The 12,682-nt window shown below is 71.6% G+C and carries 9 protein-coding genes; 6 read left to right on the forward strand and 3 right to left on the reverse strand.

Annotation, left to right across the window (positions count from 1 at the left end):
• Positions 1-38: 38 nt before the first annotated feature.
• From WMF28_RS18465 to WMF28_RS18475, 3 genes are all read left to right on the forward strand, one after another.
• Complete coding sequence (locus tag WMF28_RS18465; RefSeq protein ID WP_437603559.1) at positions 39-704, forward strand: hypothetical protein; 666 nt, start codon at positions 39-41, stop codon at positions 702-704.
• A gap of 139 nt (positions 705-843) precedes the next feature.
• Positions 844-2,328 carry a serine/threonine protein kinase gene (locus WMF28_RS18470; protein WP_437603560.1) on the forward strand — a complete coding sequence of 495 codons (1,485 nt, stop codon included), beginning with the start codon at positions 844-846 and terminating at the stop codon, positions 2,326-2,328.
• Positions 2,325-3,359 carry a hypothetical protein gene (locus WMF28_RS18475; protein WP_437603561.1) on the forward strand — a complete coding sequence of 345 codons (1,035 nt, stop codon included), beginning with the start codon at positions 2,325-2,327 and terminating at the stop codon, positions 3,357-3,359. Before WMF28_RS18470 ends, WMF28_RS18475 begins: the two co-directional genes overlap by 4 nt.
• 119 nt (positions 3,360-3,478) lie before the next feature.
• Here WMF28_RS18475 and proS read toward each other — a convergent pair whose 3' ends face one another.
• The gene (gene proS, locus WMF28_RS18480) at positions 3,479-5,035 is read right to left on the reverse strand and encodes a proline--tRNA ligase (protein WP_437603562.1); all 1,557 of its coding nucleotides are present in this window, start codon (positions 5,033-5,035) and stop codon (positions 3,479-3,481) included.
• 302 nt (positions 5,036-5,337) lie between these two features.
• Here proS and WMF28_RS18485 point away from each other — a divergent pair, with 302 nt between their 5' ends.
• Positions 5,338-6,234 (forward strand): isoaspartyl peptidase/L-asparaginase, encoded by an 897-nt coding sequence (locus tag WMF28_RS18485; protein ID WP_437603563.1) that lies wholly within the window; start codon positions 5,338-5,340, stop codon positions 6,232-6,234.
• A gap of 16 nt (positions 6,235-6,250) precedes the next feature.
• The gene (locus tag WMF28_RS18490; RefSeq protein WP_437603564.1) at positions 6,251-7,762 is read left to right on the forward strand and encodes a phytoene desaturase family protein; all 1,512 of its coding nucleotides are present in this window, start codon (positions 6,251-6,253) and stop codon (positions 7,760-7,762) included.
• 27 nt (positions 7,763-7,789) lie between these two features.
• Here WMF28_RS18490 and WMF28_RS18495 read toward each other — a convergent pair whose 3' ends face one another.
• Both WMF28_RS18495 and WMF28_RS18500 read right to left on the reverse strand, forming a co-directional pair.
• Positions 7,790-9,490 (reverse strand): sigma 54-interacting transcriptional regulator, encoded by a 1,701-nt coding sequence (locus WMF28_RS18495; RefSeq protein ID WP_437603565.1) that lies wholly within the window; start codon positions 9,488-9,490, stop codon positions 7,790-7,792.
• A gap of 363 nt (positions 9,491-9,853) precedes the next feature.
• Positions 9,854-10,828, reverse strand: a complete 975-nt coding sequence (locus WMF28_RS18500) for a hypothetical protein (RefSeq protein WP_437603566.1) — start codon at positions 10,826-10,828, stop codon at positions 9,854-9,856.
• Positions 10,829-11,130: 302 nt separating this feature from the next.
• On the opposite strand from WMF28_RS18500, the gene WMF28_RS18505 reads away from it, so the two are divergent.
• Positions 11,131-12,657, forward strand: coding sequence for an alkaline phosphatase family protein (locus tag WMF28_RS18505; protein ID WP_437603567.1), 1,527 nt, complete (start codon positions 11,131-11,133; stop codon positions 12,655-12,657).
• Positions 12,658-12,682: the final 25 nt, after the last annotated feature.

Here is a 12,682-nt window from a genome sequence, read left to right on the forward strand (position 1 = left end):
GCGGTCGCTGTTCACCTTCCGGCGCATAGCCGTGCTAGATGACCGTCAAAGTGAACATGAACCTCACCACCCGTACATTCGCAGGCATCGTCTTGCTCGCCCCCCTCGTCTTCGGCTGCGCGGCCCGCTCGGCGCCGTTCGACGATATGGACAAGGCGCAGATCACGGTGCTCCGCCTCCAGGGGCAGGAGCTGGCCCCCGCGCCCATGACGACCCAGGCCCCCACCCTCATTCCGGGGATCCCGCCCGAGCTCCAGCAGATGGGCCAGGCCGCTCTCCAGGGGCTGCAGCAGGCGCTCCCCGGCCTGATCCCGCCCAACCTCATCCCTGGTCAGACGGCGAGCACGCCGGTGCTGCCCGCTCAGCCCCGCTTCAAGAACTTCGTCATCCTCCAGCAGCGTCAGCTCACGACCGGCGACAGCGATGAGGAGCTCAAGGACCAGATCCTCGACATCTTCGGCGATGAGGACAGCTTCACCGCGGACCGCGGCAACTGCTTCTACCCGGGCCTGGGCATCTCCATGATCCGGCCGAACAACCCCACGCCGGTCGACCTGCTCATCTCCTTCTCGTGCAATCAGGCCATGGGCGACGGCTTCGCTTGGCCCCACCAGGGGGTCAACGGCTTCACGGCCCAGACCCACCAGAAGCTCAGCGAGATCTACCAGCAGCTTTGGGGACAGTCGGTCCCGCCCGGCGCCTGATCTCCCGGCGCGGCGAGGACACCTCCCGAGCCGCACTCATGTAAGCAATACCACATAACGCGCCTGCGGGGCCCGGATGCTAGACTTGATCGAGCTTTCCGATGTCCCTGCATTTCGTCCAGGAGCGCGCCGCGACGTCATGATCCCCCAGCCCCAGCTGTTGCCGGGAAAGGAGCTCGGGCATTACGAGCTCCTCCTGCCCATCGCGCAGGGGGGAATGGCCACGGTGTGGGCCGCACGCCGCAAGGGCCTCCGCGGCTTCCAGAAGACGGTCGCCATCAAGACGATGCTGCCGTCGCTCTCGGACGATGCCCAGTTCGAGTCGATGTTCCTCGAAGAAGCGAGGCTCGCCTCGGGGATCCATCACCCGAACGTCGCCGAGATCCTCGACCTCGGGGAGCAGGGCGACGTCCTCTATATCGCGATGGAGTGGGTCGACGGCGAGGCGCTGTCGGTCATCGCGCGGGCGGCGAACAAGAGCGGCGTGGCGATCCCGTTGCGCATCGCGCTCCGCATCCTCAGCCGCGCGTGCCTCGGTCTGCACGCCGCGCACGAGCTCCGCGACCCGCAGAGCGACGATCAGCTGCTCGGGCTCGTGCACCGCGACGTGTCACCCCAGAACATCCTCGTGACGTACGACGGCCACGTGAAGCTCGTGGACTTCGGCGTCGCCAAGGCGACAAACCGGTCCCACAACGATACGACCGCGGGACAGATCAAGGGCAAGGTGCCGTACATGTCCCCGGAGCAGGCGCGGGGCGAGCGGATCGATCGGCGCACCGACATCTTCGCGATGGGGAGTGTGCTCTACAAGCTCACGACGGGAGATCACCCCTTCACCGCAGAGAACGATCTCCTCACGCTGAAGCACATCACCTCGCGGCCAGCGCTGTCGCCTCTCCTGAAGAACCCGGATTTCCCCCCCGACCTGGATCACGTCCTGATGACGTGCCTCCAGAAGGACCCCGACAGGCGGTATCAGACGATGCTCGAGCTCGAGGGCGCGCTGGAGGCCGTGCTGGCGAAGGAGCCGACGGTGACGGACCACGACGTCGGGGCGTTCGTGCGGGGGCTGCTGGGAGAGCGCAACCAGCGCCGGCGCACCGCGCTGCGCGACACGATCCGCATGCTCGACGAGCGCGTGTCGAACCCGCCCGAGGTGATGCTCGTTCGCGACAGCATCAGCGAGCTCTTCTTCACGCAGCTCCCCCCTGGCCACCCGGACGCCCAGCTCCCCACGGTTCGCTCGAGCGTTCCCTCGCTCCCGCAGCCGGTGCTGCTGCCCGAGGCGCTCCAGCAGAGCTCGCCCGGCCAGGAGACGCCGCTCGGCCCGATCGAGGCCCCCGCGACGCGGCGTCGCTCGGGGACGCTGGCGGCAGCCGTGGCGCTCGCGCTCCTGACGATGCTCGGCGCAGGCATCTTGTGGCTCCGGCGGCAGCCCGCGCCGCAGCCAGCCTCGTCCGAGCAGGCCATGAGGCTCGGCCGCAGCGCGGGCAGCGTGGCGGCAGCCGCGGCGCCGAGCGCGACGGCCGCTGGATCGGCCGCCGCGAGCGCGCGCAAACCAACCCCGGGCAAGCCTCCCTCGACGCAGTGGGTGCCGACCGTGACCACGCCCGGGTTTTGAGCGGCCGCAGGGCGCGGCAGCTCCGCGACGCGCTCCTCCTGGCAGCGAGCCTGGGCGTCATGGGCAGCGTCCTGCTGTTGCGCCGGAGCCGGGAGCCCAGCGCCTCGCCTGTCCCGGCGCCGTCGAGCGCGTCCGCGGAGCCGTCGCCGCTGCCCAGGGGTGGAGAGCCCGAGCGCATCGCGCTCGACGAGCACGAAGCGCAGGCTGGGTGCGACTTCGCCGACCACGGCTTCGGCGGCTACGAGCGCTGGCGCCCCCTCCCGGTGGGCAGGCTCCTCGTCCCGCCGGCGCGCGCGATCTCGACGGACGGCGGCTACGATCTGCTCGTCCATTTTCACGGCGCCGAGGCGATCCGAAAGGTGCTGGCTCCCAGAGACATGGAGCTTGTCATCGCCGGGGTCGATCTGGGGACCCGCTCGAGCGCCTACGCGCGCGCCCTCGAAGGCGGCGGCTGGGACGCGCTGCTCCAGGCGATCGACCGCGAGGTCGGAGCTGCGGCCGGGATCACGGGCGCGCGCGCACGCCGCCTGGTGCTGTCGTCCTGGAGCGCCGGGTCGGGCGCGATCGGCAGGGTCGTCGAGCGCGGGAGCCGCCACGTCGACGCCTTGATCCTGCTCGACTCCCTCTATGGCTCCTACATGCCTGGGCAGACGTCGCTCGTGCAGGGCCAGCTTGCCCCTTACGTGGCCCTAGCGAACGCCGCCGCGCGCGGCGCGCCCGTCTTCTACCTGACGCACACCGAGACCCCGACGAGCGGCTACGCGTCCACGAAAGAGGTGGCCACCTTCCTGCTGCGCGAGCTCGGAGCGAGCCCCATCGCGGTGACCTCCAGCGGCGACGGCGCGCCGCCCGGGGCGCCGGGCCTCGGCGCCGAGGAAGCGGGAGACGCGCTGCGGCTCACCCGGATGTACGACGGCGGCAGCCTCTACGTGCGCGGTTACGCCGGAGCGGGCCCCGGCGGACACTGCGCGCAGCTGCGGCTGCTCCCCGCGATCCTGGCGGAGCACGTGCTCCCCGCGCTCGGCCGTTGAGGCGCCGCTGCTGCGAGGGGACGCGCGGCGTCCTCTCCGGCGAAGCGCCGGGCGCGCCGGCGACGCCGAGCGCGCCCGGTGAACCGGCGGGCGCCCGGTGAACCGGCGGGCGCCTCTGCTCAGTAAGATTTCGCGAACACCACGCGCCGCGGGCTGGGCTTGCCGGTGAAGATGCACGTCCCTTCGCCGGTCACCGCGTCGGCCCACGGCGCGCCTTCGAACCCGCCGGTCGGGATGCAGCGGATGGTCACCTTGTGCGCGTCCTTCACCGCCGTCTCGATCTCCGGATCGCCGGACCAGTGCGCAAGCGCGAACCCACCCTGCGACTCCTTGCCCTCCTTCGACGCGAAGAACGCATCGAAATCGGCGCGGCTGTTGATCACATGCGTGTTCGCGTCGCGCATCGCGAGTGCGCGCCCGTAGAGCGTCGCCTGGATGTCAGCGAGGATCTCGGTGATGCGCCCCGCGAGCTCCGCGCGCGCCATGCTCGACTTCTCCTTCGGCGAGCGGTCCCTGCGCATGACCATGGCCACGCCGCCGTCGACGTCGCGCGGCCCGACCTCGATCCGGACGGGGACGCCCTTCTTCACCCACTCCCACTGCTTGTCGCCGCCGCGGATGTCGCGCCGATCGATCTCGACCTCGACGCGCCGCTCGCCGAAGCGCTGCGCCCGGAGCTCCTTCGCGAGCCCATCGATGTACTCGTCGACCTTGGCGCGCGTGTCGTCGCCGCGGTAAACTGGCAGGATCACGACGTGCGCGGGCGCGAGGTGCGGCGGGAGCACCAGGCCGTCGTCGTCGCTGTGGGTCATGATCAGGCCGCCGACGAGGCGCGTCGACACGCCCCAGGACGTCGTCCACGCGTACTCTTCGGTCTCCGCCTTGGTCTGGAACTTGATGCCGCTCGCCCTGGCGAAGTTCTGCCCCAGGAAGTGGCTCGTCCCGGCCTGCAGGGCCTTGCGATCCTGCATCATCGCCTCGATCGCGTAGGTGTCGACCGCGCCGGGGAAGCGCTCGCTCGCCGTCTTCGGGCCCTCGAGGACGGGCATCGCCATGAAGTCGCGCGCGAACGTCGCGTAGACGCCGAGCATGCGCAGCGTCTCCTCGCGCGCCTCGGCCTCGCTCGCGTGCGCGGTGTGCCCCTCCTGCCAGAGGAACTCCGACGTCCGCAGGAACAGGCGCGTCCGCAGCTCCCACCGCACGACGTTCGCCCACTGGTTGATGAGCAGCGGCAGATCCCGGTAGCTCTGGACCCAGCTCGCGAACGCGGCGCCGATGATCGTCTCGGACGTGGGGCGCACGATGAGCGGCTCCTCCAGCCGGGCCTGGGGGTCGGGGATGAGCCCGCCGCCGGGGCCGGGCACCAGCCGGTGGTGGGTGACCACCGCGCACTCCTTCGCGAACCCCTCGACGTGCTCCGCTTCCTTCTCGAGGAACGACTTCGGGATGAACAGCGGGAAGTAGGCGTTCTTGTGCCCGGTCGCCTTGAACATGCTGTCGAGCTCGCGCTGGATGTTCTCCCAGATCGCGTAGCCCCACGGCTTGATGACCATGCAGCCGCGGACGGGGGAGCTCTCGGCGAGGTCGGCCGCGCGCACGACCTGCTGGTACCACTCCGGGTAGTCCTCGTTGCGCGTGGGCGTGATGGCGGTCTTCGGCGCTTCGTTCTTGGCCACGGTCTCTGCTCTCCTCGCTGGGCGGCTTCGCAGGCGGCCTTCGACCTGGCCGCGCTCTTCCCGCGGCGGGCGGTCAGCTGGCGCCGGCCCCGCTCCTGGCTGAGCGCGCGACGTATCAGGAGCGCGGCAGGGTGTCGAGCGCAGCGGCCCTGCCCGGGCGCCGCGCGGCCTCCCCGCTCGACGGACCCGCGCTCCCCGCTCGACGGACCCGCGCTCCCCGCGCGACGGACCCCCGTCCTGGCCGCCGCGCGCCCGGCCGGCTTCGCGGCGGCGCGTGGCCATGGTACGCGCAGGAGAACGACGTGAAATACGTCATCCTCACGCACGGCGGGGTGACCGCGCCGCAGAACGGCGCGGACAGCTGCGCCAGGGCCGCCGATGAGGCGCTCGGCGCCCTGGACGCGGGCGGAGAGGCGCTCGCGGCGGCGATCGCGGCGACCGCCCGCCTGGAAGACGACCCGCGCTTCAACGCCGGGACAGGCTCGAACCTCCGCCTCGACGGGCAGACGATCGAGATGGATGCGGCCGTGATGACCAGCGATGGACGGTTCGGCGCCGTCGCGTGCGTCGAGCGGGTGAAGAACCCCGTCCTGGTCGCGGCGAAGGTGATGGAGACGCCCCACCTGATCATCGCCGGCGCCGGCGCGACCGCGTTCGCGCGCCGGCTCGGGTTCGCCGACCACGAGCCGGTCACCGAGACGGCGCGCGAGAGGCACGGCCGCGCCCTCGCCGCGCTGCGCGGCGGCGGGGGAGACAGCGACTACACGAACGACGCGGCGCGGTTCCACGCGCTCACGGCGACGCGGTTCTGGAACTTCGACGCCGAGCCGGTCGAGTGCGACACGGTCGGGGCCGTCGTGCGCGACACGCACGGCCGCTTCGCCGCGGCGGCGTCGACGGGCGGGTCGACCTACTCGCTCCGCGGCCGCGTCGGGGACGTGCCGCTGATGGGCGCGGGGATCTACGCCGGCCCGCACGGGGCGGTGGCGGCGACCGGGGTCGGCGAGGAGATCGCGCGACGCCTCCTCGCGCGAACGGTCTATGACTGGCTCGCCGACGGCGTCGCGCCCGCCCGCGCCGCGCAGCGCGGCGTCGCGATGTTCCCGGACGTGATCGCCGTCGGCGTGCTCGTCGTGGGGCGCAACGGCCAGGCGATCGCCTCGAACCGCAACATGCCGAGCGCGCAGCTCGCGGGCTGAGGAGCCACAGACGACGATGCAGAGAGACCCCGATGCGATCGTGGTGGGCGCGGGACCGAACGGCCTCACCGCGGCGGCGTACCTCGCCCGCGCGGGCTTCTCGGTGCTCGTGCTCGAGGCCGAGCAGGAGCCGGGCGGCGCCGTGCGGACGCGCGAGGTGACGCTCCCGGGGTTCCACCACGATCTCGGCGCGGCGTTCTTCCCCTTCGGGCAGACGAGCCCCGCGCTGCTGCCGCTCGACCTGCCGGGGGCCGGCCTCGTCTGGCGGCACGCGCCGATCGACAGCGCTCACCCGGCGCCCGATGGGACCTGCGCCTCGATCGCGCGGGACGTCGACGCGACGGCGAGGTCGCTCGGCGAGGACGGCCCCGCGTGGCGCCGGATCGCCGGCTGGCACGCGGCCACACGCGAGCGGCTGCTGAACGCGCTCCTGGCCACGCCGCCCGCCCTCGGGGCGCTGCTCCGCTTCGGGCCCCTCAACCTGCTCCGCCTCGCGCAGGTGGCCCTCTCGAGCGGCCGCGGCTTCTCGACGCGCACCTTCCGGACCGAGGCGGCCCGGCGGGTGATCCCCGGCCTCGCCCTCCACACCGACGTCGGCCCGGAGGATCCCTGCGGCGCGATCGTCGGCTTCATGCTCACCCTGCTCGCCTCGAGCGGCGGCTTCGCGGTGCCCGAGGGCGGCGCCGGCGCGATCACGCGCGCCCTGCTCCGGCGCGTCGAGGAGCGCGGCGGCAGCCTCCGCTGCGGCGCCCGGGTCGAGCAGATCATCGCCAGGCAGGGACGGGCGGCCGCGGTCCGGCTCGCGGACGGCGAGGAGATCAGCGCGCGCCGCGCGATCGTCGCCGACGTCGCGGCGCCGACGCTCTACCTCCGCCTGCTCGCGGCAGAGCTCGTCCCTGCCCGGGTCCAGCGCGCCATGCGCCGGTTCCGCCAGGGGTTCGGCACCTTCAAGATGGACTGGGCGCTCGACGGCCCGGCGCCGTGGTCCCACGAGGACGCCGCGCGCGCCGCGGTCGTGCACGCGGGCGACAGCCTCGACGATCTCGCCGAGTTCACGCGGCAGGTGCGCGCCGGCGCGCTCCCCGAGCACCCGTACCTCGTGATCGGGCAGCAGTCGCTGGCCGATCCGACCCGCGCGCCGGCCGGGCGCCACACCCTGTGGGCCTACTCGCGCGTCCCCTCCTCCATCGACGGCGGCTGGGCGTCCTCGCGCGAGCGCTTCGCCGACCGCATCGAGGCGCGGATCGAGGAGCTCGCCCCCGGCTTCCGGCAGCGGATCCTCGCCCGGAAGATCTGGGCGCCGGACGACCTGGAGGCGATGGACGCAAACCTCATCGGCGGCGATCTCGGCGGCGGCTCGGCCGACATCCGGCATCAGCTCTTCTTCCGGCCGGTGTTCCCCTACTTCCGCTACCGAACGCCGGTCCGCGGCCTCTACCTGGGCTCGTCCTATGCGCACCCCGGCGCCGGGGTCCACGGCGCCTGCGGGCGCAACGCCGCCCTGGCGGTGCTGGAGGACGAAGGCTGAGCCGCCGGCGCTCCGCCCGTTCGAGGCCTACTTCGACCGCGAGGGCGGGCCGTCCCGGTAATCGGAGCGCTTCAAGCCCTGGCTGGCGATCTTCTCCTGGAGCGTGCGCAGCGGCATCCTGAGCCGCCGCGCCGCCATCGCCAGGTTGCCGTTGGTCGCGCGGAGGGCCTCGAGGATGATCTCGGCCTCCAGGCGGTCCATCTGCGCCTTGAGCCCGATCGTCGGCGCGGAGCTGGGCGGCGCGATCTCGACGAAAGGCCGGTCCGGCGGCGGCGGCGTGGAGCGCTTGCGCGTCGCGAGGGCGTTGATGCTCTCCGGCAGGTCGAGCGGGGTGATGACGTTTCCCCTCGCGATGACGACGGCGCGCTCGATGGCGCTGCGCAGCTCGCGCACGTTGCCGGGCCAGGGATACTGCTCCAGCAGCGCGAGCGTCTCCGGATCGAGCGAGCGCACGTTGCGCCGGTGCGCTTCGTTCGCCTGCCGGAGGAAGCGCTGCGCCAGCGGCCCGATGTCCTCGCGCCGCTCGCAGAGCGGAGGGATGCGCAGCGGCACCCCGTTGAGCCGGTAGAGCAGGTCCGAGCGGAACGTGCCCGCCTCGCACATCGCCTCGAGATCGCGGTACGTGGTCGCGACGATCCGCACGTCCACCTCGATCTCTCTGGTCGATCCGATGCGGCCCATGCGCCCGGTGTCGAGGAGGCGCAGCAGCGCGGCCTGGGAGGAAGGCGGGAGATCGCCGACCTCGTCGAGCACCACGGTGCCGCCCGCGCACGTCTCGAAGACGCCCTCCTGCGCCTGGGTGGCGCCCGGGAAGGCGTCGGCCTCGTGGCCGAAGAGCGTGCTCTCCAGGAGCTGCGCGGGCACGCCGCTGCACCCGACGCGGATCATGTGCTTCCTGTGGCGCGGGCCGGCCTCGTGGATCAGGCGCGCGAGCACGTCCTTGCCGGTCCCCGACTCGCCCTGGAGCAGCACGGGCGCGGACGAGCGCGCGAGGCGCATGGCGGTCTCGAGCACCGGCCGCATCGCGGGGCTGCGCATCACGAGCCCCTCGTCGTTGACCGCGCGCACGCCGCCGGCCGGCGTCGGCCCGCCCATCAGGTTGTCGACGTTCGGCAGCTCTCTCCGCTCCAAGGCGCCGCGGCGCGCGTCCAGCGCGTCGAGGTTGAGCACCGGCAGCTCGGCGCTCGCGATGACGCGCAACGACGCCGTGATCTCCCCGAGCACCACCTCGTCGCCGGGCTTCAGGGTGCCCTGCTCCACGCGCTGCCCGCTCAGGAAGGTGCCGTTCGTCGAGCCGAGATCCTCGATGAGCACGTCGCCGCGCTGGAACGTGAAGCGCGCGTGGCGCCGCGACAGGCTGCGCTCGGGGATCGCGACGTCGGCGCTCGGATCGCGACCCACGACGACCCCGACCCCGTCGGTCAGCTGCACCGTCTCGGCGCCGTGCCGATGGTAGATGATGAGCAGCACGTGCGGCTCGGTCCCGCGCTCGCGGCTCAGCTGCTTCAGCGCGTCACGGACCTGCGACATGGCGATCGGATCCGTCACGCCCAGCTGCGAATCTGGCTGGGCCTCCTGTGCGTCAGGATCCTCGGCCGGCGCGAAGGGCTGTGCGACCGCGGCCTCCGCCGGCGACGCGTCGCCGCGGTGCCCCTCCTCGGGCGCGCCCGGCTCGCGGACGTCCGGCGAAGGTAGACTCCTCGGAGCGGCCGGACGCGAGTGATTCATGCGTTCTCTCTCAGTGCGTGCCCGAGGAACCCCCGGCACCGGATGCTGGCCCGCGAACCCTGCTCGCGCTCATCCTTTATCCTGTGACCATAAGCCGCAGGTAGGCCAGCGCGCAAGGCGCGAGCAGTCGTTCGTCGGCGCGTCCGCTGCCAGCGCGGCCAGCGCGGCCAGCGGCTCACCCAGCCACACCGCTCTCCACCTCTATCTCGCCCCGCGCTCTCCCCTCTCCCACTCTCCCCACTCCCGTGTCCCGTCGCTCGCGCCTCGCGCCTCGCTCCCCTTTACCGCCGCCTTCTTTCTCGTTCGTTTCAGCAGCGTGCAGCATCGGGCAGCACCCCTGTGCAGGCCGCGTCGATGCTCTGCTCAGGCGCCGCGCGCGGCATGCTCGCCAGAGCCGGGCGGTCGCGCGGAGGGCGTGGCCGGATCTTCGGCGCGGCAGTGCGCGTCGAAGCGTGAGCACGGGATGTCCTCGACCGGCGGGAGCTCCGCGTAGCCGCGGGGGCCGGCGATCTCGTTGAAGCAGCGACCGAGCCAACCTGGGATCACGAGCGCGTAGGTTCGCGCGAGCCTCCCTCGATCGTCCAGGGTGCGCAGCATCGCGTGGTAGGTGACCTCGCCATAGGTCGCCTTGAAGGCGGCCGCCTGCTCAGGGCGCGCGAGCCAGCTCATGACGCCGGCGCGATCCGCCTCCGGATGGAACTGGACCGCCTCGAGCCCCGGCGCGACCTGCAGCCCGAGAATCGCCCGGCCCTTGGAGATCCCGTCACGGCTCTCGCGGGCGAGGAGCTGGCCACCGAGGGAGCCCAGGCGGCGCTCGTCGAGGTTCACCGCTTCCCAGTTGCGGTGCTCGAAGGCGAAGAGACGATCGCCGAACGGAGACAGCAACGGGTGCTGCTGGCCGAGCGGGGTCGTGTAGATAGGCATGACCCCGAACTTGCGATCAGCACGCGGCACGACGTCGGCCAGCCGGTAGTGATGGACGACGAGCTCGAACGAATAGCAGATCGCGAAGAGCGCTCGCCGCTCCGCGCCCCCCTGGACCGCCGACTCGACCACGCCGTCCAGCAGGCGCGCGAAGTCGAGCGTCCACGGCTCGCCCTCTCCATCGAACGGAGAGCCGGGGCCCCCCGAAGAGAGGTACAGATCACAGTCTGTAGGGATGGGTGTGTTTGTGTCCCGGGGAGACGCCTCGATAACCTCGCAAAATACGCCAGGATTGTGCTTCTGAACACGTTCAAAGAACGTTGCGGCAAGCCCGCGCAGGCAGCGCATCGCCTGGTTCACGTGGCCATTGTTCATGTCCACGATGCAGAGCCGGAGCGGTCTCAGCGGCCTCATCGACCGGCCGTTCTCGACGGCATCAATCCCGGCGGGCGTAGATGGGAGCGGATTCGAGCTCATCGGAAGTGGACAGAGTGCAAACGTCGGCCCCCGCGTCTTCTACCCATATCACCGCGCTGACCTCGCGAAAAGAAAGGTTTTCTTGGTTACGTGGGCAGTCGCGCGGGTGTGCGCGGAGGGTCACGTGGATCACGCTGCGGTTGCTCGGCGGTTACCCAGGGTACACGCGGGACATTGTCGAATCGAGGGCAGACCAAAAGTCCTTCCTCGGCCCTGCGTTCCTGGGGATCCTGTGTGTGATGAAAAAACAGAATGTACCGCCGGGTGATCCCCTGACCCGACGCCATGTGCTGACAGGGCTCGGCGCTGCGGTCGGCGCCGCGACCTTCGGATGCACCGCCACGGAGAGCGCGACGATGTTCGGGAACGTCGGTTCGAGCACCGATGGCTCGGGCGGGAGCGACGGTTCCGGCGGAGCGGGCAGCGCCGGCGGCGCAGGGGGAGCGGGCGGCTCGGGACAGGCGGGAGCGGGCGGCGCCGGCGGCGCTCCTGCGAATCGCTGCGCCGACACGGGAGGCCTGAGCCCCGCAGAGCTGCTCGCGCCCATCAGCACCATCGTCGTCCTCTGTATGGAGAACCGCTCGTTCGACCACTACCTCGGCTCGCTGCGGCTGAAGGAGGGCAGGCCGATCGACGGCCTGACAGGGAACGAGTCGAACCGAGCGCCGGACGGCGCGCGGATCTCGCCCTTCCAGCTCGACAACTTCACGCCCGCCGACCCGCCGCATAGCTGGGACGCAGCCCACGCGCAGTGGAATCAAGGGATGAACGACGGGTTCGTCGCCGCCCACGCCGGGCCGGATGAGCGCGACGTGATGGGCTATCACGTGCGGGAGCACCTGCCGATCCTCTACGCGCTCGCCGACGCATCGGCGATCTGCGAGCGCTGGTTCTGCTCGGTGCTCGGACCGACCTGGCCCAACCGCTTCTTCCTGCACGGCGCCACGTCGAGGGGCGTCTCCAGGAACGTGCCGGTCACCGGCTTCACGAGCGTGTTCGAGCTGCTGAGCGACGCGGGGATCTCGAGCAGGAACTACTACCATGACGTGCCGTGGTGCTCGGGGGCGTACTTCAAGTTCAAGGGCGTCTCCGGGATCGAGCGCTTCTTCGAGGACGCGGCCGCTGGGCTCCTCCCCGCGTTCTCCGTCATCGATCCCCAGTTCTTCGGCGCCACCGCGAACGACGATCACCCCGACCACGACGTGCAGCTCGGGCAGGTGCTCATCGCCAGCATCTACAACGCGCTCGCGAGGAGCCCGCAGTGGGGTCAGTGCCTCTTCGTGATCACCTACGACGAGCACGGAGGCTTCTTCGACCACGTCGCGCCGCCCACTGCGACGGACGACGATCCGCTGTTCTCCCAGCTCGGGTTCCGGGTGCCGTCGATCGTCGCGGGCCCGTTCGTCCGGAGAGGCTGCGCGGTGAGCACCGTGCTCGACCACGCGTCGGTGATCCGCACGCTGGAGGCGCGCTTCGACATCCCCACGCTGAACGCGCGCTCCGGCGGGGCGAACGATCTGTCGTGCTGCATCGACCCGGCGCTCCTCCACGATCCTCAGCGCCCGATCCTCCTGCCCACGGTCGAGATCTCCCTGTCGCAGCTGCGCTCGCGGACCGAGACCGGGATCTCCCAGCCGGAGCTGTGGGAGGCCGCGGAGCGCGGGCTCATCCCGCGGCACCTGGATCGCCGGAGCGAGGGGCCGGACATCGCGCGGCGGGTGCTGACGCACGCGGAGCGGATCGGCGCCGCGAGGCTCAGGGACTGAGCCGCCGGCCAGCCGGCGCCGAGGT

Source organism: Sorangium sp. So ce590 (assembly GCF_051521365.1).
Taxonomy (GTDB): domain Bacteria; phylum Myxococcota_A; class Polyangia; order Polyangiales; family Polyangiaceae; genus Sorangium.

Excerpts from the sequence above, each read along its gene's own strand:
- WMF28_RS18495 (WP_437603565.1), bottom strand. The coding sequence starts at position 9,490 with ATGAATCACTCGCGTCCGGCCGCTCCGAGGAGTCTACCTTCGCCGGAC.
- WMF28_RS18470 (WP_437603560.1), top strand. The coding sequence starts at position 844 with ATGATCCCCCAGCCCCAGCTGTTGCCGGGAAAGGAGCTCGGGCATTAC.
- WMF28_RS18500 (WP_437603566.1), bottom strand. The coding sequence starts at position 10,828 with ATGAGGCCGCTGAGACCGCTCCGGCTCTGCATCGTGGACATGAACAAT.
- WMF28_RS18505 (WP_437603567.1), top strand. The coding sequence starts at position 11,131 with ATGAAAAAACAGAATGTACCGCCGGGTGATCCCCTGACCCGACGCCAT.
- WMF28_RS18465 (WP_437603559.1), top strand. The coding sequence starts at position 39 with ATGACCGTCAAAGTGAACATGAACCTCACCACCCGTACATTCGCAGGC.
- WMF28_RS18490 (WP_437603564.1), top strand. The coding sequence starts at position 6,251 with ATGCAGAGAGACCCCGATGCGATCGTGGTGGGCGCGGGACCGAACGGC.